We start from the raw sequence: 21,586 nt of genomic DNA, 5'->3' as shown, positions 1-21,586 counted from the left end.
CGCGCGCGGACCGCCCGCGCGAGCCCCTTGCCCCGCCGGGGCCGCTTGCCTAAAACCCGCCCGAAACGTCGATCGAGGAACACGCCCCATGACGGAACTCGCCTATACCGAACCCAAGCCCAAGGTCATCGCCGGGGCGAAGGAGGATTGGGAGATCGTGATCGGCATGGAGGTCCATGCCCAGGTGAAGTCCAGGGCCAAGCTCTTCTCGGGCGCCTCGACCGCCTTCGGGGCCGAGCCCAACACCAATGTCAGCCTGGTGGATGCGGCGATGCCGGGGATGCTGCCGGTGATCAACGAATTCTGCGTCGAACAGGCGGTGCGCACCGGGCTGGGGCTCAAGGCCGAAATCAACCTGTTCTCGCAGTTCGACCGAAAGAACTACTTCTACCCGGACCTGCCGCAGGGCTACCAGATCAGCCAGCTCTACCACCCCATCGTGGGCGAGGGCGAGGTGCTGGTGGACATGGAGCCCGGTGTCGCGCGCCGGGTGCGGATCGAGCGCATCCACCTGGAACAGGACGCGGGCAAGTCGATCCACGACATGGACCCGGAGATGTCCTTCGTGGACCTCAACCGCACCGGCGTCGCGCTGATGGAAATCGTCAGCCGCCCCGACATCCGCGGCCCCGAGGAGGCGGCCGAATATGTCCGCAAGCTGCGCCAGATCCTGCGCTATCTCGACACCTGCGACGGCAACATGCAGGAGGGATCGCTTCGTGCCGACGTGAACGTGTCGGTATGCCGCCCAGGCGACTACGAGAAGTTCCAGGCAACCGGCGACTTCAGCCACCTGGGCACCCGCTGCGAGATCAAGAACATGAACTCGATGCGGTTCATCCAGGCCGCCATCGAGTACGAGGCGCGGCGCCAGATCGCCATCCTGGAGGATGGCGGCAAGGTGGACCAGGAAACCCGGCTCTACGACCCCAACAAGGGCGAGACGCGGTCGATGCGGTCCAAGGAAGAGGCGCATGACTACCGCTATTTCCCGGACCCCGACCTGCTGCCGCTGGAGATCGAGCAGGCCTGGGTGGACGCGATCGCCGCCGCGCTGCCCGAACTGCCCGACGAGAAGAAGGCCCGCTTCGTGCGCGACTACGGCATGACCGAATACGATGCGGGCGTGCTGACGGCGGAAACCGCCAACGCGCGTTTCTTCGAGGAAGTGGCGAGGGGCCGCGACGGCAAGCAGGCCGCGAACTGGGTCATCAACGAGCTGTTCGGCCGCCTCAACAAGGAAGGGCTGCCCGTCGGCGAAAGCCCGGTATCCGCCGCGCAGCTGGGCGGGATCATCGACCTGATCGCGAAGGGCGACATCTCGGGCAAGATCGCCAAGGACCTGTTCGAGATCGTCTGGACCGTGGGCGGCGACCCGGCCGCCATCGTCGAGGAACGTGGCATGCGCCAGGTCACCGACACCGGCGCCATCGAGGCGGCGGTGGACGCGGTGATCGCCGCCAACCCTGACAAGGTGGCGCAGGCCAGGGAAAAGCCGTCCATGGCGGGCTGGTTCGTGGGCCAGGTGATGAAGGCCACCGGCGGCAAGGCCAACCCGCAGGCGGTGAACGACCTGGTTCGGCAGAAGCTGGGCGTCTGAGGCCACCGCGCGCAGCCGGCGCTTGTGCCGGGGCGCGCCATCTGCGAAGTGCATCTCGACCAAACCGGACCCTGCCCTGAAGCGGAGCCTGCCCATGCCCGTCTATGAATACCGGATCATTCCCGCGCCGCGCCGATCCAAGCGCAGCAAGGGGGCGAAAACGCCCGCCGACCGCTATGCCGTGACGCTGACCGAAGTGATCAACGCCGAGGCGCGGGCGGGCTGGGAGTACCTGCGCGCCGACACCCTGCCGGTGGAGGAAAAGCAGGGCATGCTTTCGGGAACCAAGGAAGTGTTGCAGACGGTGCTGATCTTCCGCCGCGAGGCGGTCGCCATGCCCGAGCCGCGGCTTTCCGCCGCCGAACCGGCGCCCCGGCGCGGGTTCCTGGGGCGGGCGGCAGAGCCTGCCGCACCGCGCCCGCTGGGCCCCGCGGACCGGGCGGAATAACGCCGCCCCGGCCGGGGGGTCAATCCTCGGTGCCCTCGACCTTCAGGGCCAGCGCGTGTACCTGTTCGGCCAGATCCTCGGCCAGCACCTTGTGGATCATGCGGCTGCGGGCGACGCGGGACTGGCCGTTGAACGCGGCGGCGCGGATCACCACCTGGAAATGCGTCTGGCCGCCCTCGCGGTAGCCGGCATGCCCGCGATGCTTTTCGCTTTCGTCGATCACTTCGAGATGGGTGGGCGCAAAGGCGGTGCGGAGCTTGGCCTCCATGCCTGCGGCTACGGGTCCGGGTTGGGTCACGGGAACTCCTGTCAAGTGGGATGAAGCGGGAAAAGCGCCCTTGGCGCGGCTTCGAGAAGCATTAAACTGTCGCCCTCGACTCGGAAAGGGCTGTCACGAGGACATGCGAATGAAAGGCAAGTCGCCGTTCGACTTCGATATTTCCGTCACCGCCGACAAGCGTCGGCGCGCACGCGCGCGCGGCATGTCGGGCGCGGTGGAGACTTCATCGCGACGCTGCGAGAAAGCCGGCTGCGAGAAGGTCGGCAAATACCGTGCGCCCAAATCGCCGGACAACCTGGAGGAATTCCACTGGTTCTGCCTGGACCATGTCCGGGAGTACAACCTGAAATGGAACTTCTTCGAGAACCACTCCGAGGCCGAGCTGGAACGCCAGTTCGCCGCCGACCGGGTGTGGGAACGTGCGACCAAGCCCTTCCGCAAGACGACCGAGGCGCATCCCGAGGGCCGCGCCTGGCAGCGCTTCGGCTTCGACGATCCTATGGAGGTGCTGGGCGACAAGGCCACGCTGAACGGCAACGGCACGCCGAGGGCGCCGAAGCGCCGCCTGCCGCCCACCGAGCGCAAGGCGCTGGCCATCCTCGAGGCGCCCGAGACCGCGACCAAGGCGGAACTGCGCGCGCAGTACAAGGCGCTGGTGAAGGTGCTGCACCCGGACATGAACGGCGGCAAGCGCGACGACGAGGACCGGCTGGCCGAAGTGGTCTGGGCCTGGGATCAGCTGAAGGACAGCCGCAGCTTTCCCGACTGACCGGGGTGCGGCGCGCGGCTTGCAACCGCGCGCGAATTCGGACAAACACACCGCCATGGACCGGCCTGCACTGGTCCGACTGCGGGCAAGCGATTATATGCCCGCCGGAACGAGACAAAGGATCCTTTCACATGGCTGATGGCGCGATCGAACTGCCGAGCGAACCCACCGTTGACGTAAGCGTGCGCGAGACCTTCGGCATCGACGTGCCGATGACGATCAAGGGATTCGCCCAGCGGACCGATCGCGTCCCTGAGCTGGACCTGACCTATCGCTTCGACCATGACACGACGCTGGCGATCCTTGCGGGCTTTGCCTTCAACCGCCGCGTCATGATCCAGGGCTATCACGGCACGGGCAAGTCCACCCACATCGAGCAGGTGGCCGCGCGGCTGAACTGGCCCTGCGTGCGCGTGAACCTCGACAGTCACATCAGCCGGATCGACCTGATCGGCAAGGACGCGATCAAGCTGAAGGACGGCGTGCAGGTCACCGAGTTCCAGGAGGGGATCCTGCCCTGGGCGCTGCGCAACCCGGTGGCCATCGTGTTCGACGAATACGACGCGGGCCGCCCCGACGTGATGTTCGTGATCCAGCGCGTGCTGGAGGTGGACGGCAAGCTGACGCTGCTGGACCAGAACAAGGTGATCCACCCCCACGCCTATTTCCGGCTGTTCGCCACCGCCAACACCGTTGGCCTTGGCGACACGACGGGGCTTTACCACGGTACCCAGCAGATCAACCAGGGCCAGATGGACCGCTGGTCGCTGGTGGCGACGCTGAACTATCTTCCGCATGACGCCGAGTCGAAGATCGTTCTGGCGAAGAACCCGAAATTCGACACCGATGCGGGCCGCAAGACGATCAGCCGGATGGTGACGGTGGCCGATCTGACCCGGACCGCCTTCATGAACGGGGACCTGTCCACCGTCATGAGCCCGCGCACCGTGATCGCCTGGGCGCAGAACACCGAGATCTTCGGCGATGTGGGCTTCGCCTTCCGCCTGACGTTCCTCAACAAGTGCGACGAGCTGGAGCGCGAGACGGTGGCCGAGTTCTACCAGCGCTGCTTCGACGAGGAGTTGCCCGAAAGCGCGGCCAGCGTCAGCCTGGGCTGAGGCAGCGGCCATATCCACGGGCGGCCCCAGGGGCCGCCCTTTTCGTATCCGGCGCGCGGCACGAAACCCTTGCCAAGCGCCCGCATCAGACGACATACCGATCGCATGGCAGCCACATCCAAACCCGTCCGCGGCAGCAACCAGCTGACCCCCGGCAAGCCGCCGGAGAACCCCGCAGAGCCCTTCAAGAAGGCGCTGGCCGAGGCGACGAAGGCCATGGCCAACGACCCCGAGCTTGCGGTCAGCTTCAGCATCGACCCGCCGGGGATGAGCAAGGACTCCGCGCGGCTGCCGCAGGTCAGCCGCCGGATGACCCGCGACGAGGTGATGCTGGCACGCGGCACCGCCGACGCCTTCGCGCTGCGCCGCCGCTTCCACAACGCCGCGACCCACAGCCGCTACGCCCCCCAGGGCGAGGTGGCGCAGGCGCTCTACGAGGCGATGGAGACCGCCCGCTGCGAGGCGATGGGCGCCCGCGCCATGCCCGGCACCGCCGGCAACATCGACGCCAAGATCGCCGAGGACTGCCGCCGCAAGGGCTATGCCCAGATCAAGGACAAGTCCGATGCGCCGCTGGCCGAGGCCGCTGGCTACCTGGTGCGCCACCTGGCCACCGGCCGGCCCCTGCCCAAGGGCGCAGAGAACGTGATGGCCCTGTGGCGCGGCTTCCTCGAGGGAGAGGCCGGCGAAAGTTTCGAGCAGATCACGGCCTGCCTTGACGACCAGAAGGCGTTTTCGCGGCTTACCCGCAAGGTGATCGCGGATCTGGGCTATGGCGACCAGCTGGGCGACGACCCGGACCTGGACGACGAAAGCGACGAGGGCGGCGAGCCCGAGACCGAGGACCAGGCCGAGGAACAGTCCGAGCCGGGCGGCGAGAAGGACGACACGTCGGACGAGAGCGAGAGCGCGGACCAGACCTCCGAGATGGAGGACATGGACACCCAGTCCGCCGAGGTGTCGGTCGAGGAGGACGAGAACGCCGAGGTGTCCGAAGAGGTGGAGGCCGAGGACGGCCAGCCGCCCTTCGACCGTCCGCCCCCCGCGCACAGCGAGGCCGACCCGACCTACAAGGTGTTCACCACCCAGTATGACGAGGAAATCGCCGCCGAGGACCTGGCCGACCCGGCCGAGCTGGAGCGGCTGCGCGCCTATCTCGACCAGCAGCTGGAGCCGCTGAAGGGCGCGGTGTCGCGGCTGGCGAACCGGTTGCAGCGCCGGCTTCAGGCGCAGCAGAACCGCAGCTGGCATTTCGACCTGGAGGAGGGGATCCTCGATGCGGGCAGGCTTGCCCGCGTGGTGGCGAACCCGACGACGCCGCTGAGCTTCAAGCAGGAAAGCGACACCGAGTTCCGCGACACGGTGGTGACGCTGCTTCTGGACAATTCCGGCTCGATGCGCGGACGGCCCATCTCGATCGCGGCGATCTGCGCCGACGTGCTGGCCCGCACGCTGGAACGCTGCCAGGTCAAGTGCGAGATCCTGGGCTTCACCACCCGCGCCTGGAAGGGTGGCCAGAGCCGCGAGCGCTGGCTGGCCGAGGGCCGCGCGCCCCTGCCCGGCCGTCTGAACGACCTGCGCCACATCGTCTACAAGGGCGCCGACGCGCCCTGGCGGCGGGCCCGGCCCAACCTGGGGCTGATGATGAAGGAAGGCCTGCTGAAGGAGAACATCGACGGCGAGGCGCTGGAATGGGCGCACCGGCGGATGCTGGGCCGGCCCGAGCAGCGGCGCATCCTGATGGTGATCTCGGACGGGGCGCCGGTGGACGACTCGACCCTCAGCGTGAACCCCGCGAACTTCCTCGAAAAGCACCTGCGCGACGTTATCGCCATGATCGAGAAGCGCCGCGCGGTCGAGTTGATCGCCATCGGCATCGGCCATGACGTGACCCGCTACTACCAGCGCGCGGTGACCATCACCGACGTCGAACAGCTTGCGGGCGCCATGACCGAGCAGCTGGCCTCGCTGTTCGACACCGATGGCCGCAAGTCCCGGCGCGGCCGCGCCGCCTGAGACCCGGAGGCAGGATGTTCCAGGATTTCACCGTCGCCTCGGTGCCGGAGAATGGCCCACCCCGGATCGCCGCGCTACGCCGCGCGATGGCGGATGCGGGGGTGCAGGGTTTCCTGGTCCCGCGCGCCGATGCCCACCAGGGCGAGTATGTGGCCGATCGAGACGCGCGGCTTGCGTGGCTGACGGGCTTCACCGGCTCGGCGGGCATCGCCGTCGTGCTGGCCGACCGGGCGGCGCTGTTCGTGGACGGGCGCTACACGCTGCAGGCCGCCGCGCAGGTGGATACGGGCGTGCTGACACTGCTGAACATTCCCGCCGACACGCCCGGGGCATGGGTCGCCGAGACCCTTTCGAAGGGCGCGGTGCTGGCCTATGACCCGTGGCTGCACACGATGCGCGATCTGGAAACGCTGCGCGAGGCGCTGGCCCCGGCGGGGATCGTGCTGCGCCCGGTCGCGAACCTGGTCGATGCGGTCTGGACCGGCCAGCCCGCCCCGCCGCGTGGCAAGGTGGTGCCGCACCCGGTGGAATTCGCCGGCCGCACCCATGACGAGAAGCGGGCCGACCTGGCGGCAGGCCTGCGCAAGGATGGCGTGCGGGCTGCGGTGCTGAGCCTGCCCGACTCGATCTCCTGGCTTCTGAACATCCGCGGCGCGGACTTGCCCCGGGTGCCCGTGGTCCAGGGCTTCGCGATCCTGCACGACGACGGCGCCGTCGCGCTGTTCGCCGATCCGGCGAAGTTCGACGAAGGGGCGCGCGCGCATCTGGGCGACGCTGTCCGCATCGCCACCCCCGACGCATTCGGCCCCGCGCTCGACGCGCTGGCCGGACCCGTGGGCGTGGACAAGGCGAGCGCGCCCTCCTGGGTGGCCGATCGCCTGACGGGCGCGGGGGTCGAGATACGCTGGATGCGCGATCCCTGCGTGCTGCCCAAGGCGTGCAAGACCGCGGCCGAGCTTGCCGGAACCCGCGCGGCCCATCTGCGCGACGGGGCGGCGATGGTCGAGTTCCTGGCATGGCTGGATGCCGAGGCGCCGAAGGGCACCCTGACCGAGATCGACGTGGTGCGCGCACTGGAAGCCCGGCGCCGCGCGAGCAATGCGCTGAAGGACATATCGTTCGACACGATCTGCGGCGCGGGCCCGGACGGGGCCATCGTGCACTACCGGGTCAGCGAGGCGACCAACCGCGCCGTTCGCCCGGGCGAATTGCTGCTGGTGGACAGCGGCGGGCAATACGCCGACGGGACGACCGACATCACCCGGACCGTCGCGATCGGTGCCGCGCCGGAGGAGGCGAAGCGTCCCTTCACGCTCGTGCTGAAGGGGATGATCGCGATATCGCGCGCACGCTGGCCCGAAGGGCTGGCCGGGCGCGACCTGGACGCGCTGGCGCGCCGCGCGCTCTGGGATGCGGGGATGGATTACGACCACGGGACCGGGCACGGGGTCGGCGCCTTTCTCAGCGTCCACGAAGGGCCGCAGAACCTGTCGCGCCGCGGCGAGGAACCGTTGCGCCCCGGCATGATCCTGTCGAACGAGCCGGGCTACTACCGGACCGGGGCCTTCGGCATTCGGATCGAGAACCTGGTGGCCGTCAATCCGCCCTCCATCCCCCGGGGCGGCGAGCGGGCGATGCTGTCCTTCGAGACGCTGACGCTCTGCCCCATTGACCTTTCCCTGATCGATGCCAGCTTGCTCGACGCGGGGGAACGCGCCTGGCTCGACGCCTATCACATGCGGGTGCGCGAGGCGCTTGGCCCGCAGGTTTCGGAAAAGGCCGGGGTCTGGCTGGAACGCGCGACGCGGCCGGTGTAAGAACCGTCCGGTTGGCCGAGCGGCCCCCGCCGCCGCAGAAGTGACGTTGATCGGAGAATGCCAATGCTGAGCAGCACCATCACCATCGCCAAGGCCCCTGGCAAATGGGTCGTCCGTGCCGGCGGCGCCGTGATCGGAGAGACCGAGAACGCCCTGGAACTGATCGAGGAAGGCGTTTCCCCGGTGATCTATTTCCCGCGCGACGATATCGAGATGGCATTCCTCGAGCCGTCGGAAACCGTCAGCGTCAGCCCGGAGAAGGGTCGCGCGATGCATTACGCCGTGGTCGCGAAAAGCGGCGCCATCCCGGATATCGCCTGGTCCTATGAAGAACCCAGCGAGGCCACCGAACGGGTCCGCGGCTACATCGCCTTCAGGACCGGTGAAAAGGTGGCCGTGGAACAGATCTGAGGCGTCTCAGGAATGTTCCTCGCGCGCCGTGGCGGCCAGCGCGCGGGCATAGGCCTTCAGCGCCGCCACATGGGTCACGGCGCCCACGGTCTGAAGAACGCCGGGCGCCTGTTCCTCCACCACCGGAAGCACCGACACGCCCAGCCGGTCGAACAGCGGCAGGGCGCGCTCCAGCGTGTCAGAGCGGCGCAGGAACGCCCCCTTGCCGACTAGCCGCTCGGCCTGTTCGGGGGTAAGCCCCACCGCGTCGGGCGGCGCGGCGAGGCGTCCGACGGTGATGGTCGCCATCAGGTATTCCTGCGGTCCCGCCGCGACATGGACGCCGCGCCGCTCGATCTGGGTCAGGAAGAAGCTGCGCACCACCAGCCGCGAGCAGAGCGCCGAGGACAGCGACACCGCGACCAGCACGCCCAGTCCGGCCTGCCAGTCGCCGGTCATCTCGAACACGATCAGAGCGGTGGAGATCGGCGCCCCCAGCACCGCGGCGGCCACCGCGCCCATGCCCGCCAGCGCGTACAGGCCCGCGGTGCCCGACACCGACGGGAAGATCGACGTGGCCAGCAGACCGAAGGCAAGCCCCGTCAGCGCCCCCAGCATCAACGAGGGCGAAAAGACCCCGCCCCCCATGCGGCCGGCCATGGTGATCGCCACGGCAAGCACCTTGATCGCGGCGAAGACGACCGCCTCCCACAGGAACAGCCCCTCGGTCAGCGCGCGGGAGGTCGTCTCGTATCCCACCCCGATGATATGGGGAAAGGCCAGCGCGATGCCGCCCAGCATGGCGCCCGCCAGCATCGGACGCATCCAGCCGGGCAGCCCGGTGCGGCGCTGGATCGCGTCGCCGATATCCTCGGCGGCAAAGATGGACCAGATCATCACCGCCGCCACCAGGCCCGAGATCAGCCCAAGCAGCATGAAGGCGGGCAACTCGACATAGAAGGCCAGCGTCGGGTCGGGCAGGACGAACTCGGTCACGTTGCCTACCGTCAGCCGCGCGATCACCGCGCCCGCGACGGATGCGATGATGATGGGCGCGAAGGCATGCACCGCGAAATGACGCAGCACCACTTCCAGCGCGAAAAGCGCGCCGGCGATGGGGGCGTTGAACGAGGCGGCCACCGCCGCGGCCGTCGCGCATCCCAGAAGCTCGCGCCCGGTGATGCCGTCGGCATGGATCAGCCGCGCGACCCAGGTGGAGATGACACCCGCCAGCAGCACGACCGGCCCCTCGCGCCCGGTGGATCCCCCCGTGGACAGCGTGACCAGCGAGGCCGCGGTCGAGCCGAGCCCCGCGCGCGTATCGACGCGCCCCTCGCGCATCGCGGCCCCCTCGATCACATGGGCGACGGAATGCGGGCGACCGTCGGGCGTGGTGAAGCGCAGGATCAGGGCGACGGCCAACCCGCCCGCGATCGGCATGCCAAGCACGATCTGCCAGGGCAGGTTCGCGGCATAGCTTGCCAGTTCCACGTCGGTGGCGCCGTAGAACGTCTCCTGCAGCCAGTCGATGGACAGGCGGAAGCCCACGGCCGCAAGTCCGGCGATGACACCGACGACCAGGGCGATGGCCCAGAACTGGATCGCCCCCGGCCCGCGCTGGCGCAGGCTGCGCAGCGCATCCCTGCCCCGCTGGGCGCCCCGCAGGCCCCGGATACGCAGGAGACGGAAAAACCGGCGGGTTCTCACGGCTCAGCCCTGCCGCCGGATGCCAAGCGGCCGGCCCGCCTGCGGGGGCCGCGGTGCTGTGGCATGATCGGCCAGCATCCGGGCCAGCCGGGGCTGCGCCCAGTCGGGGTAAGGCACCGCCCGCCGGGTCGCGTGATCGACGTTCATCAGCAGCGTCTCCAGCGTGGCGGCCGGCGATCCGTCCGACGCGCGGACCATGGTCACCACCAGGTGCATCCGCTTCGCGTCCGCATCGAGGAGCAACGCCTCGAACCGGAACCGCGCCGCGAGGCGCAGCTCGGCCAGGTAGTGGATCGAGGATTGCAGCGCGAACGGCCCTTGCCCGGACGCGTGCACATGGGTTTCGCCCAGGCCCAGCTCCCGCTCCAGCATCACGTCGATGGCCCGGTCGAAGGCCAGCATGTACCAGGCCACGTTCATGTGGCCGTTGTAGTCGATCCAGCCCGGCTCCACCTCTCCGCCCGGCAGCGGCAGCGGCGCCGCATAGGGACCGTCATGGCCTTGGGCCGGACCACCTTCCATCGGGCTTTTCCTTTGTCTGGCGCCGCTCTAGGGTCGCCCCGGAACATCCGGAGAGGATCGCGCAATGTGTATAGAAACCGCGCTGGACCGGCTTCGCAACCTGCTCGGGTCGCGATTTGTCACAAGCGATGCAGTGCGGTCAATCCACGGGCGGAACGAAACCTGGTATCCCGAGACGCCCCCTGACGGGGTTGCCTTTCCCGAAAGCACCGAGGACGTCGCGCAGATCCTGCGGATCTGTTCCGAGGAACGATGCCCGGTCGTGCCCTGGGGCACCGGCACGTCGCTCGAGGCGAACGCGCTGGCGGTTCGGGGCGGCATATCGCTCGACATGGGGCGGATGGACCGCATCCTCGCCATCCATTCCGAGGGTCTGGACGCGGTCGTGCAGCCCGGCGTCACGCGCGAGGCGCTGAACACGCACCTGCGCGACAGCGGGCTGTTCTTCCCCGTCGATCCGGGGGCCAACGCCTCGCTCGGGGGCATGGCGGCGACCCGGGCCTCGGGCACCACGGCACTGCGCTACGGCACCATGCGCGAGAACGTGCTGGCGCTGGAGGTGGTGCTGGCCGACGGCCGCGTGATCCGGACGGGCAGCCGGGCGCGCAAGTCCGCCTCGGGCTACGACCTGACCAGGCTGATCGTCGGATCCGAGGGGACGCTTGGCGTCATCACCGAACTGACGCTGCGCCTGCAGGGCCAGCCCGAGGCGATCTCGGCCGCGATCTGCCGCTTCGACAGCATCAGGGGCGCGGTGGACACCGTGATCCAGACCATCCAGATGGGCGTGCCGATGGCGCGGATGGAATTCGTGGACGACCGCACCGTGCGGGGTTTCAACTTCCATTCGGGGGGCTCCATGCCCGAGGCGCCCCACCTGTTCCTGGAATTCCACGGATCGGAAAGCGCCGTGGCCGAACAGGCGGCGACCGTGGCGGAAATAGCCGCCGACAATGGCGGCGCGGGCTTCGAATGGTCCACCCGGACCGAGGACCGCGCCGCGCTGTGGAAGATGCGCCACAACGTGCACTACGCCTATCAGACGTTGCGGCCGGGCTGCATGCCGATGACCACCGACATCTGCGTGCCGATCTCGCGCCTGGCCGAGGCCGTGCTCGAGACGCGGGCCGATCTTGACGCAAGCCCCATCACCGGGGCCATCGTCGGGCATGTGGGGGATGGCAACTTCCACACCGGGCTTCTGATCGAGCGGGGCAACGCAGAGGAGCTGGCCATCGCGAAGGACCTTGCCGGGCGGATGAACGCCCGCGCCCTGCGCATGGGCGGCACCATCAGCGGGGAACACGGCATCGGGCTTGGCAAGATGGACTACATGGAGGCCGAGCACGGTCCCGCCTGGGAGGTGATGGCGCAGCTCAAGCGATGTCTCGATCCGCTGAACATCCTGAACCCCGGCAAGGTTGTGCGCATCGACTGACGCTCACCCCTTCGTGTCTTGCGTTTGACCTGTTCCCATAAGCTTATGCGCATGCAAGGCAACAACAAGAAACGGAGCAGTTTTCCGATGGAACGACGTCATTTCCTGACCGCCCTTGCGGGCGGCGCAGCCACGCTGGTTGCCGCCCCCGCAATCCTGCGGGCCGAGACCGCCGGGGACGGGATCGCGCGCCGCGTCTCGGGCTTTGCCACCCATCGCTGGCAGGATCATTTCGACAATCTGAAGAACGGCGCGATCCTCTGCGATACCGAGGCGCGGGTGCTGTTCTACTGGTCCGAGGATGAGAGCATCACGCGGATATTCCCCACCTCCGTGCCGCTCAGCGACGAGTTGACCCGCCGCGGCCGGACCGAGATCACGCTCAAGCGGAACGGGCCGGAATGGCGCCCCACGCCTTCGATGCTGGAACGCAACCCGGAACTGCCGCGCTATGTCGGCCCCGGCCCCGAGAACCCGCTCGGTACCCATGCGCTGAACCTGAGCTGGCAGTACTACCGCATCCACGGCACCAACGACGTGCGCAAGATCGGCCGGCGGTCATCCAACGGCTGCATCGGGCTGTTCAACGAACAGATCGCGGAACTGTTCGGCCTGGCCAAGGTCGGCACGCAGGTCGTGCTTCTCTGAGCCGCCCTCAGCGCGCCAGAAGCGCGCGCGCGGCAGAGCGGGCGGCGTCGGTGATCACGTCGCCCGCAAGCATCCGGGCAATCTCGTCCACCCGCGCCTCGGGATCGAGGGCCGCGACCCGGGTGCGCGTGACCTCTGCCTCGACCGATTTCGCCACGCGGAAATGATGGGCGCCCAGCGCGGCGACCTGCGGAGAGTGCGTCACCACCAGCACCTGCGAGGCCTGTGCCACCTGCGCCAGCCGCCGGCCCACGGCATCGGCGGTGGCGCCGCCCACGCCGCGGTCGATTTCGTCGAAGATCATGGTCAGCCCGTCCGAGCGCCCGGTCAGGCACACCTTCAGGGCCAGAAGGAAGCGCGACAGCTCGCCCCCCGATGCGATGCGTGCAAGCGGGCCCGGCGGCGCGCCGGGGTTGGTCGCGACGGTAAAGCTGACCTGGTCACACCCATCGGGCCCCGGCTCCGCATCGCTCACATCGGTGCGGAATACCGCACGCTCAAGCTTGAGGGGTGCCAGTTCGTGGGCCATCGCCGCGTCCAGCCGGCCCGCCGCCTCGCGCCGGGCGGCGCCCAGCGCGGCAGCAGCCGCGTCATGGGCCGCCTGCGCCGCCGCTTCCTCCTGCCTGAGCCGTGCCGTCTGCTCGGCCCCACCGTCGATCGCGGCCAGCTTGCGCCGCAGATCATCGGCCAGATCGGCCAGGTCGTCAGGCAGCACGTCGTGCTTGCGGGCAAGCCCGCGCAGGGCGAAAAGCCGCTCTTCCGTGCGCTCCAGCTCGAACGGGTCGACGTCGAGCCGCTCTAGAAACCCCTCGGTCGCCATCTGCGCCTCGCCCAGTTCGGCAAGCGCGCGGCCAAGCGCGGCCAGCGGCTCGTCCAGCGCGCCGTCGGCACGGTCGGCCACGGTTTCGAGCCAGCGCATCGCCTCGGCAATGCGGCCCTCGGCGCCGTCGCCGCCCATCAGGTCCACCGCCCGTGCAACGTCGTCGCGGATGCGGCCGGCCATCTGCATCCGGCGCCGGTGCGCGTCGAGGCGGTCGTCCTCGCCGGGTTCGGGGGCGAATGCGTCAAGCTCGGCCACCGCGTGGCGCAGGAAATCCGCGTCGCGGGCGGCACGCGCGACCGTCTCTTCCGCGTCGATCCGCGCCTTGCGCGCGGCCGCAAGCGCCCGCCAGGCGCTGCGGACCCGGTCCCGCAAGGGCTCAAGCCCGCCAAAGGCATCGAGCAGGTCACGGTGGCCACGCGGGTCCAGAAGCCCGCGATCGTCCTGCTGGCCGTGCAGTTCCACCAGCGTGGCCGACAGCGCGCGCAGCACCTCGCCCGAGGCGCGGCGGTCGTTGACGAAACCACGCTTGCGCCCGTCGGCCGAGGTAATCCGCCGCAGGATCAGCTGGTCGTCGCGCGGCAGCCCCGCCTCCTCCAGCACCGCATGGGCCGCATGGCCCGGCACCAGGTCGAACACGGCGCCCACCTCGCCCTCCGAGGCGCCCTGGCGCGCGATATCGGCGCGCCCGCGCCAGCCCAGCACAAGGCCGAGGCAATCGAGAAGGATCGACTTGCCCGCCCCCGTCTCGCCGGTAAGGACATTCAGGCCCGGGTGAAAGTCGAGGTCCAGCTCCTCGATAAGCAGGATGTCGCGGATCGTGAGTTCACGCAGCATGAGCGGTGCATTGGCCTGGGGCGTTCAGAGCCATTTGCCCTGGATCACCTGCCGGTAGATGCGCGAAAGCCACCCATCACCCTGCGGCTCTGCATCGAGGCCGGCGCTGGTCAGCAACGCAAAGCTGTCCTGGTACCAGACAGAGCCCTGGTAGTTGTATCCAAGGATCGCGCCGGCGGTCTGCGCCTCGTCCGTCAGCCCCAACGAAAGATACGCCTCGACCAGCCGGTGAAGCGCTTCGGGCGTGTGCTGGGTGGTCTGGAATTCCTGCACGACAACGCGGAAGCGGTTGATCGCGGCCGTGTAATGGCCCCGCTTCAGGTAATAGCGTCCGATCTCCATTTCCTTGCCGGCCAGATGGGCAAGGGCAAGGTCGAATTTCAGCTCGGCCGATTTCGCGTAATCGCTGTCGGGATAGCGTTCCACCACCTCGCGCAGGGCCTGCAACGCGTCGATCGTGGTGCCCTGGTCGCGGCGCACATCCTCGATCTGGTCGTAATAGCTGAGCGCGATCAGGTATTGCGCATAGGCGGCATCGTCCTCGGCGGGGTAGAAGTCGAGGTAACGGTTGGCCGAAGATCGCGCGAGTTCGTAGCGCTGCGCGTCGTAATAGGAAAAGGCCGACATGATCATCGCCCGCCTTGCCCAGTCCGAATAGGGGTAGAGGCGTTCCACCTCGTCGAACAACTCGCCCGCGCGTGCTGCGCGTCCGGCATCGAGTTCTGCTTCCGCGGCGATATACAGATCCTGTGCCGAACGGCTTTCGACCGGCACCTCCGCTTCGCGGCTGCATGCGGACAATGCCGCCAGCGCAATCAGCCAAACACCCCAATGACGCAAGTCGCTGCCCTCGATCCCGTCGGCGTCGGGTTGCGCCGCCGCCTTTTCGGATATCGGTCTAGCACATAAGACGAGCCAAGAAAAAGACGCGCGTTGCGCTTTTTCGGGCTGTCAGCCGACCGCTGCCAGATCCGCCGGAAGCAGGCCCGAACCGGGTAGCCGGGCCGCGATCTCGGGCGTCACCTCGACCAGCCGCAGCGCGCCCGGCGTGGCGAACGCCTTGCGCAGCAGGCGGTTGGTCACGCCATGCCCCGCGCGCCGGCCCTCATAGGCGCCAAGGACAGGCGCACCGGCCAGCGCAAGATCGCCCAGCGCGTCGAGCATCTTGTGGCGCACGCACTCGTCCGTGCGGCGGAAACCGCCGGGGTTCAGCACCTCGGCCCCGTCCACCACGACCGCATTGTCGAGCGAACCGCCCAGCGCAAGCCCGTGCGCCTGCATGTAGTCCACCTCTGCCCGGCGGCAGAAAGTCCGGCAATCCGCCAGTTCCCGCAGGAACGCGCCATTGGCCATGTCCAACCGCCGCGCCTGCCGGCCGATGGCCGGATCGCTGAAGTCGATCTCGAAGTCGATCGTGAAGGCGTCCGACGGCCGCAGCGTCGCGCTGGCGCCACCGTCTTCGAAGGTGATCTCGCGATCCACCTTCCAGGCCCGCAGGGGCGCCCGGGTGGTGACCAGCCCCGCCATGAGGATATCGTGCACGAAGCGGCGCGCGCTGCCGTCCATGATCGGCACTTCGGGGCCGTCGATCTCTACCAGCACGTTGTGCAGCCCGGTTCCGGCGATGGCCGCCATCAGATGCTCGACCGTCGAGACGCTGACGTGGCCGGCATTCGTCAAGCGCGTGTTCAGCTGCGTATCGCTGACCAGGTCGAACCGGGCGGGAATGAAGGGGTCGCGGTCGGTCACGTCGACCCGGCAGAACCGGACGCCGCTGCCCGCCGTCGCCGGCTTCAGGGTCATGCGCGCCGGACGACCGGAATGCAGGCCGATCCCGACGAACTGGACGTCACGCTTCAAACTCGTCTGCACGGGCCACTCCTTCCGACACATACCGCACTGGCCAGCAAGCCAGGGGTGGTGCGTCCCACGTCTTTACCTTTGCGTCAGTTATGTGTCGGGGGGGCACCCATACAACTCAAAGAATGTGTCGGTTTGCTACAGCGGCCGCGAAACGCCTGATCCCTATTGAAAAAGGCGCCCCCGCGGGGGCGCCTCTGTCTGCATCGGCGAAATGTCGCCTATCAGTTGGCCTGCCTGCGCAGGAAGGCCGGGATCTCGCTCGGGTCGCGCTCACGCCGCTCGCCATTGCCGGATGTCAGCGGCGGGGACTGGCGCGGCGCGGTTTCGCGCTCCTCGCGGTGGCCCTGCCCGGTCATGCGGTGGATCAGGCTGTTGATCGCAAAGCGCCCGCCCTCGGGCTCGGCCGCGCGCGGACGCTGAAGGGGCGCGGATGCCGGGCGCTCGGCCTGCGTCTCGGGCTTGCGGTTCACGGCAGCCGCAAGGCGCTGAAGCGTCTCGGCCGACGGCTCGCCCGCGCGGCGCGGGGCCTCTGCCATCGGCTGTTCGACCGCGCGCATCTGCTGCTGCGGCTCGGGCGCCTCGTCCTCGATCATCTGGTGCGTCACCGGCGCCTCGATCTCGCGGTGAGCGGCCGCCGGCGCGGGCGCCGGTTCCGGCTGGCGCTGCGCACGGGCATCGACGAAGCTGCGGCCGGCGGGGATGTCTTCCTCGGCGCGCTGGACTGCTACCGGCTCGTGCCGGGGCTGGGGCGCGGGCGCGGCCGGCTGCGCGGCGGGACGGCGCACGCCTGCACCCGTTGCCGGCGCGGCGGAAGTGCCCTGCTCGGCATCGATGCCGGTGGCGACGACGGAAACCCGCATCTTGCCGCTCATCTCGGGATCGAGGGTGGAGCCGACGATGATGTTGGCGTCAGGGTCCACTTCCGAGCGGATGCGGTTCGCGGCCTCGTCCAGTTCGAACAGCGTCAGGTCCGGGCCGCCGGTCACGTTGATCAGGACACCCTTGGCACCCTTCAGGCTGATTTCGTCCAGCAGCGGGTTCGCGATGGCCTTTTCCGCGGCCTGGATGGCGCGGTCCTCGCCCTCGGCTTCCCCGGTGCCCATCATCGCCTTGCCCATCTCGTCCATCACCGAGCGGATATCGGCGAAGTCGAGGTTGATGATGCCGGGGCGGACCATCAGGTCGGTCACGCCCTTGACGCCCTGGTAGAGCACGTCATCGGCCATCGAGAACGCCTCGGTGAAGGTGGTCTTTTCGTTGGCGAGCCGGAACAGGTTCTGGTTGGGGATCACGATCAGCGTGTCCACCACCTTCTGCAACTCCTCGACGCCGGCCTCGGCCTGGCGCATACGGCGCGCACCCTCGAACTGGAAGGGCTTGGTCACCACGCCGACGGTCAGCACGCCCATCTCGCGCGCGGCGCGGGCGATGATCGGGGCGGCACCCGTGCCGGTCCCGCCGCCCATGCCGGCGGTGATGAAGCACATGTGCGCGCCGGAAAGCTGGTCGACGATCGCCTCGATCGATTCCTCTGCCGCGGCAGAGCCGATCTCGGGCCGGGCCCCGGCGCCAAGACCCTGGGTTACCTCGACCCCAAGCTGGATCTTCTGCGGAGCCTGGTTCTGGGCCAGCGCCTGGGCGTCGGTGTTCGCCACCACGAACTCGGCGCCTTCAAGGTTTTTCTCGATCATGTTGTTGACGGCGTTGCCGCCGGCGCCGCCGACACCGAACACGGTGATGCGGGGGCGCAGATCATGCTGCTCGGGCATGCTGAGAGTCAAAGCCATGTGTCTGGTCCGCCTGTTTTCTGACCGCTTTCTAGCCGCGGCTCTTGCAATACTGCTGATTCGAGAAGGTAACCCATGCAGGGTTTAGCGTCACGGATTTTGTGGGAAACGGGCCGGTTTCGGGCCTATCTAGCGCATCTCGCGGCCCCGGGGCCCCCGATACGAAGAAACGCGCCACTCGCATCGCGGCCCCGCCGTTCGCGAGGGCGGCCTAACGCGCGGCGCGCGCTTGCGCCTTTTCCGCCCCTCGGGTTCAGGCGGGGCGCCTGGCGCCGGATGGGGTCAAAGCCCTCGACGTGGACGGGACGGCATGATCCGCAAGACGATGGCGCGGATCGCGGTGGCCCGGACGGGGCGCGCTGCCGGGCCGGCCGGCTACAGTGCTACCAGTTCTCGCGGAACCAGCGCAGCGCGCGGCGCACGCGGCGGGCGCCGACGCGGTCGGCAGGCATCTCGAAATCCCAGCACTCGTCCTGCGGCTGCGAGGCATGCAGCGCCAGGCCGACTGCGGCCGAGAATGCCGGTCCGGTGGCGGCCTGCGGCAGGCCCTGCACCCTGAGCGGCTTGCCCACGCGGACCTGCCGGCCAAGGATGCGCGCGGCCAGCTGGTCAAGGCCCGGCACCTGTGCGCTGCCCCCGGTCAGCACGATGCGCTGCCCCGGCAGGTACTCGAAGCCCGAGGCGTCGAGGCGGTCGCGCACTTCCTCGAGGATTTCCTCCATGCGCGGGCGCATCACGCCGATCAGTTCCGAACGCGTCACCTGACGCCGGTCGCCGCCCTCGCCTTCGTAAAGCGAGGGGATCTCGATCAACTCGCGGTCGTCCAGCCCGGTCGCCATCACCCCGCCATGCAGGGTCTTGATCCGCTCGGCCGATGCCGCGGGAATGTCCAGCCCCTGGCAGATATCCGATGTCAGGTGGTGCCCGCCCAGCGGCACCGCGTCGGCATAGATCATGTGGCGCTTGACGAATATCGAGATGCTGGCGGTCCCGCCGCCGATATCGATACAGGCGGCGCCCAGTTCCTGCTCGTCCTCGACCAGCGCCGACATGCCCGCGGCATAGCCCGACACGGTCAGCCCGGCGAGTTCCAGGTCGCAACGCCGGAAGCACTGGAGGATGTTGTGGACGGGGCCGGCATCGACCGTCAGCAGGTGCATGTCCACTGACAGCCGCGCCCCGATCTGCCCGCGCGGATCGATCAGCCCGGTGCGGCCATCCAGGGTGAAGTTCACCGGCAGCGCATGCAGCGCCTCGCGGTCGGCGCCGTAGTCGGGCACGTCGCAGGCGGCCAGCACATGGCCGACATCCAGTTCCGAGACTTCGCCATTCTCGACCCGCACGTCGCCCGACAGCCCGTAGGACCGCGGCGCGCCCCCCGCGAAACTGGCGATGACGTGATCCACGCGGACATTGGCCATCTTCTGCGCGGCCTGCACCGCGGTGCGGATCGCGCGCTCGGTTTCGTCCATGGCGTCGATTTCGCCGGCCCGCACCCCGCGCGAGCGGGTGGTGGCCGCGCCGATCACGCGAAATGCACCATGGGTCAGCCCACGGCGGGGCTGGCCGGCCTCCTCCTCGAGTCCAGGTGCGAAACGAAGAACCAGGCACGAGATCTTGCTGGTGCCGATGTCGAGAACCGCGACGACACCGCGCCGCAGCGCCGCCTCGCGCCGCTGGCGCATCATGCGCTGCGCTTCGAACAGGTTGCTCATGCGTCTTCTTCCACGATCTCGCCGCGGGCGCGGCGCAATTCCAGCAGGGCGTTCGAGGTCAGCCGCAGGATCGGGCGGCGCGCGTCGCGCATGTCCACGACGGCCAGGTCGCGGGCCAGGATGTCCTCGGCCGCGTCGAGTGCCATCACCCGCGCCAGCGCCGACGCGGCGCCGGTTTCGGGAAGCATGATCTCGGGTCCGTCCCGCAGGACAAGGCTCCAGCGCCGCTCGCCCACCCGTAGAAGGCCGCCGATGCGGTCGGCCACGGGGGCGGCCAGCGCCAGAAGCTCCAGCGCCTCGGCCGCGGCCTTGTCCGCGCCCGGCCCCGCGATCAGCGGCAGGTCCGCCCGATCGGCGCGCGTTTCAAGGCCGCCCACCCGGACGCCCGTCGCATCCAGCGTCACGAAGGCCTCGCGGCCGGGCAGGCGCCAGACCACTGCCGGAACGCGTTCCTCGACGATGATGCGCAGAAGCCCGCCCCCCTCGACCCGAACCTGTGCGGTGGCGACGGCATCGAGACCGGCGACCCGCTGGTGCAACGCGTCAAGATCGAGGTCCATCGAGCTGACCGGCAGCGACAGCGCCGCCGCGTCGGTCAATGCCTGCTCTAGATCGGGGCTGCTGCCCTCGATTTCCAGCCGCGTGACCATCAGGCCGGGATGCGCGGCGATGGCAGCCCGCAGACTGGCCGCCTGCTCGCGGGCCATCTGCTGCACGCCGGGATCCATCGCCAGCGAGGTGGCGAACCACGCCGCCGCGCAAAGCGGCAGCCCGATGCGCACGGAATTGCGGATGGCGGGGCGCAGCCACAGACGTTCCAACCGATACTTCACTCGGCTCGGCGCGGGGTCGCGGGGCGCCTTTACCGGAAGCATGTGGCGTCCTCCACCATCCAGGAGACAAGCTGCCCAAAGCTGATTCCGCAATGGGCCGCCTGCTCCGGTGCCAGGGAGGTGGGGGTCATCCCTGGCTGCGTGTTGGTTTCAAGCAGGAACAGACCGTTCAAGCCCCTGCTCTCCTCCCAACGCAAGTCGGTGCGCGACATGCCCCGGCATCCCAGGGCCTTGTGCGCGCGAACCGCGTAATCGAGGCATGCCTCGAAAATCTCTTCCGGCAGATCGGCCGGCACGACATGGTGCGAACCGCCAGCGGTATATTTCGCCCGGTAGTCGTACCAGCCGTCGGTCACGATGTCGGTCACAGTCAGGGCCCGCTCGCCCATCACGCTGACGGTCAGTTCCCGCCCGGGAACGAAGCGCTCGACCATCACCTCGTCAGGCATCTGCGCGTCAAGCTGCGCCGGGCCATTCGCGCCCTCGTGGACGATGTATACCCCGACCGAAGACCCCTCGTTGTAGGGCTTCACCACATAGGGAGGCTCCATCGGGTGGGTCTTGCGGACGGCGTCGGCGGTGGACAGGAACCCCTCGGGCACGGGCAGCCCGGCCATCACGAAGATCTCCTTCGCGCGGATCTTGTCCATCGCCAGCGCCGAGGCCAGCACACCAGAGTGCGTGTAGGGCAGCCGCATCCATTCCAGCATGCCCTGGACGCAGCCATCCTCGCCCCAGCGGCCATGAAGCGCGTTGAACACGACATCGGGTTTCGCGGCGGAAAGATCGGCGCACAGCGACGGGCCGGCGTCGATTTCCACGACGTCGAAGCCCTCGTCGCGCAGCGCCGAAGCACAGGCGGCACCGGACACGAGCGAAACCTCACGCTCGGCCGACGGCCCACCCTTCAGGACGGCCACGCGGATGCTTGCCCTGCTCGACATAGCCCCGCCTCACTACCCGGGGACGGCTCTGGCG

At 68.8% G+C, this 21,586-nt stretch carries 19 protein-coding genes; 9 read left to right on the top strand and 10 right to left on the bottom strand.

Going from position 1 to position 21,586, the window contains the following annotated elements; translation table 11 throughout:
* Positions 1-88 precede the first annotated feature (88 nt).
* Positions 89-1,600, top strand: coding sequence for an Asp-tRNA(Asn)/Glu-tRNA(Gln) amidotransferase subunit GatB (gene gatB / locus HMH01_RS06220; RefSeq protein WP_171323467.1), 1,512 nt, complete (start codon positions 89-91; stop codon positions 1,598-1,600).
* Positions 1,601-1,694: 94 nt separating this feature from the next.
* Positions 1,695-2,048 (top strand): DUF4177 domain-containing protein, encoded by a 354-nt coding sequence (locus HMH01_RS06215; RefSeq protein WP_216366765.1) that lies wholly within the window; start codon positions 1,695-1,697, stop codon positions 2,046-2,048.
* 19 nt (positions 2,049-2,067) lie between these two features.
* Here HMH01_RS06215 and HMH01_RS06210 read toward each other — a convergent pair whose 3' ends face one another.
* A complete protein-coding gene (locus HMH01_RS06210) occupies positions 2,068-2,346 on the bottom strand; it encodes a BolA family protein (RefSeq protein ID WP_425483579.1) in 279 nt (92 codons plus the stop codon).
* A gap of 109 nt (positions 2,347-2,455) precedes the next feature.
* Here HMH01_RS06210 and HMH01_RS06205 point away from each other — a divergent pair, with 109 nt between their 5' ends.
* The 5 genes from HMH01_RS06205 to HMH01_RS06185 all read left to right on the top strand — a co-directional run bounded on the left by HMH01_RS06205 (position 2,456) and on the right by HMH01_RS06185 (position 8,459).
* The gene (locus HMH01_RS06205) at positions 2,456-3,097 is read left to right on the top strand and encodes a J domain-containing protein (protein ID WP_171323465.1); all 642 of its coding nucleotides are present in this window, start codon (positions 2,456-2,458) and stop codon (positions 3,095-3,097) included.
* A 131-nt stretch (positions 3,098-3,228) separates the two neighbouring features.
* The gene (cobS, locus tag HMH01_RS06200; protein WP_171323464.1) at positions 3,229-4,215 is read left to right on the top strand and encodes a cobaltochelatase subunit CobS; all 987 of its coding nucleotides are present in this window, start codon (positions 3,229-3,231) and stop codon (positions 4,213-4,215) included.
* A gap of 105 nt (positions 4,216-4,320) precedes the next feature.
* Positions 4,321-6,231, top strand: a complete 1,911-nt coding sequence (gene cobT / locus HMH01_RS06195; RefSeq protein WP_171323463.1) for a cobaltochelatase subunit CobT — start codon at positions 4,321-4,323, stop codon at positions 6,229-6,231.
* Between the two features lie 14 nt (positions 6,232-6,245).
* Positions 6,246-8,048 (top strand): aminopeptidase P family protein, encoded by a 1,803-nt coding sequence (locus tag HMH01_RS06190; RefSeq protein ID WP_171323462.1) that lies wholly within the window; start codon positions 6,246-6,248, stop codon positions 8,046-8,048.
* A 63-nt stretch (positions 8,049-8,111) separates the two neighbouring features.
* The gene (locus HMH01_RS06185; protein ID WP_343035154.1) at positions 8,112-8,459 is read left to right on the top strand and encodes a DUF427 domain-containing protein; all 348 of its coding nucleotides are present in this window, start codon (positions 8,112-8,114) and stop codon (positions 8,457-8,459) included.
* 6 nt (positions 8,460-8,465) lie between these two features.
* Here the strand turns inward: HMH01_RS06185 and HMH01_RS06180 are convergent, their stop codons facing one another.
* A complete protein-coding gene (locus tag HMH01_RS06180) occupies positions 8,466-10,118 on the bottom strand; it encodes a chloride channel protein (RefSeq protein WP_171325258.1) in 1,653 nt (550 codons plus the stop codon).
* A 30-nt stretch (positions 10,119-10,148) separates the two neighbouring features.
* Entirely contained in the window at positions 10,149-10,667 is a 519-nt protein-coding gene (locus HMH01_RS06175) for a thioesterase family protein (RefSeq protein ID WP_171323461.1), read from the bottom strand.
* A 64-nt stretch (positions 10,668-10,731) separates the two neighbouring features.
* On the opposite strand from HMH01_RS06175, the gene HMH01_RS06170 reads away from it, so the two are divergent.
* Positions 10,732-12,105, top strand: coding sequence for an FAD-binding oxidoreductase (locus HMH01_RS06170; protein WP_171323460.1), 1,374 nt, complete (start codon positions 10,732-10,734; stop codon positions 12,103-12,105).
* Positions 12,106-12,192: 87 nt separating this feature from the next.
* The gene (locus tag HMH01_RS06165; protein WP_171323459.1) at positions 12,193-12,753 is read left to right on the top strand and encodes a L,D-transpeptidase; all 561 of its coding nucleotides are present in this window, start codon (positions 12,193-12,195) and stop codon (positions 12,751-12,753) included.
* Between the two features lie 7 nt (positions 12,754-12,760).
* Here HMH01_RS06165 and recN read toward each other — a convergent pair whose 3' ends face one another.
* From recN to HMH01_RS06130, 7 genes are all read right to left on the bottom strand, one after another.
* Positions 12,761-14,410, bottom strand: coding sequence for a DNA repair protein RecN (gene recN / locus HMH01_RS06160; protein ID WP_171323457.1), 1,650 nt, complete (start codon positions 14,408-14,410; stop codon positions 12,761-12,763).
* A gap of 24 nt (positions 14,411-14,434) precedes the next feature.
* Entirely contained in the window at positions 14,435-15,226 is a 792-nt protein-coding gene (locus HMH01_RS06155; RefSeq protein ID WP_425483599.1) for an outer membrane protein assembly factor BamD, read from the bottom strand.
* Between the two features lie 135 nt (positions 15,227-15,361).
* Positions 15,362-16,282, bottom strand: coding sequence for a UDP-3-O-acyl-N-acetylglucosamine deacetylase (gene lpxC, locus HMH01_RS06150; protein WP_171323455.1), 921 nt, complete (start codon positions 16,280-16,282; stop codon positions 15,362-15,364).
* A gap of 212 nt (positions 16,283-16,494) precedes the next feature.
* The gene (gene ftsZ / locus HMH01_RS06145) at positions 16,495-18,060 is read right to left on the bottom strand and encodes a cell division protein FtsZ (RefSeq protein ID WP_171323453.1); all 1,566 of its coding nucleotides are present in this window, start codon (positions 18,058-18,060) and stop codon (positions 16,495-16,497) included.
* A 383-nt stretch (positions 18,061-18,443) separates the two neighbouring features.
* A complete protein-coding gene (gene ftsA / locus HMH01_RS06140; RefSeq protein WP_171323451.1) occupies positions 18,444-19,775 on the bottom strand; it encodes a cell division protein FtsA in 1,332 nt (443 codons plus the stop codon).
* Positions 19,772-20,608: a cell division protein FtsQ/DivIB gene (locus HMH01_RS06135; RefSeq protein WP_171323449.1), complete on the bottom strand. Its 837-nt coding sequence runs from the start codon at positions 20,606-20,608 to the stop codon at positions 19,772-19,774. The genes ftsA and HMH01_RS06135 overlap by 4 nt, the downstream gene beginning before the upstream one ends.
* Positions 20,609-20,637: 29 nt before the next feature.
* The gene (locus tag HMH01_RS06130; RefSeq protein ID WP_171323448.1) at positions 20,638-21,552 is read right to left on the bottom strand and encodes a D-alanine--D-alanine ligase; all 915 of its coding nucleotides are present in this window, start codon (positions 21,550-21,552) and stop codon (positions 20,638-20,640) included.
* Positions 21,553-21,586 lie beyond the last annotated feature (34 nt).

The organism is Halovulum dunhuangense, from assembly GCF_013093415.1.
In the GTDB taxonomy this organism is placed as follows: Bacteria; Pseudomonadota; Alphaproteobacteria; order Rhodobacterales; family Rhodobacteraceae; genus Halovulum; species Halovulum dunhuangense.
This window is presented reverse-complemented; position numbering and strand designations above follow the sequence as displayed.

Coding starts and splice junctions, on each gene's coding strand:
- HMH01_RS06130 (WP_171323448.1), bottom strand. CDS start 21,552: ATGTCGAGCAGGGCAAGCATCCGCGTGGCCGTCCTGAAGGGTGGGCCG.
- HMH01_RS06185 (WP_343035154.1), top strand. CDS start 8,112: ATGCTGAGCAGCACCATCACCATCGCCAAGGCCCCTGGCAAATGGGTC.
- ftsZ (WP_171323453.1), bottom strand. CDS start 18,060: ATGGCTTTGACTCTCAGCATGCCCGAGCAGCATGATCTGCGCCCCCGC.
- cobS (WP_171323464.1), top strand. CDS start 3,229: ATGGCTGATGGCGCGATCGAACTGCCGAGCGAACCCACCGTTGACGTA.
- HMH01_RS06175 (WP_171323461.1), bottom strand. CDS start 10,667: ATGGAAGGTGGTCCGGCCCAAGGCCATGACGGTCCCTATGCGGCGCCG.
- HMH01_RS06190 (WP_171323462.1), top strand. CDS start 6,246: ATGTTCCAGGATTTCACCGTCGCCTCGGTGCCGGAGAATGGCCCACCC.
- ftsA (WP_171323451.1), bottom strand. CDS start 19,775: ATGAGCAACCTGTTCGAAGCGCAGCGCATGATGCGCCAGCGGCGCGAG.
- HMH01_RS06170 (WP_171323460.1), top strand. CDS start 10,732: ATGTGTATAGAAACCGCGCTGGACCGGCTTCGCAACCTGCTCGGGTCG.
- recN (WP_171323457.1), bottom strand. CDS start 14,410: ATGCTGCGTGAACTCACGATCCGCGACATCCTGCTTATCGAGGAGCTG.
- HMH01_RS06205 (WP_171323465.1), top strand. CDS start 2,456: ATGAAAGGCAAGTCGCCGTTCGACTTCGATATTTCCGTCACCGCCGAC.
- HMH01_RS06215 (WP_216366765.1), top strand. CDS start 1,695: ATGCCCGTCTATGAATACCGGATCATTCCCGCGCCGCGCCGATCCAAG.
- cobT (WP_171323463.1), top strand. CDS start 4,321: ATGGCAGCCACATCCAAACCCGTCCGCGGCAGCAACCAGCTGACCCCC.
- HMH01_RS06165 (WP_171323459.1), top strand. CDS start 12,193: ATGGAACGACGTCATTTCCTGACCGCCCTTGCGGGCGGCGCAGCCACG.
- gatB (WP_171323467.1), top strand. CDS start 89: ATGACGGAACTCGCCTATACCGAACCCAAGCCCAAGGTCATCGCCGGG.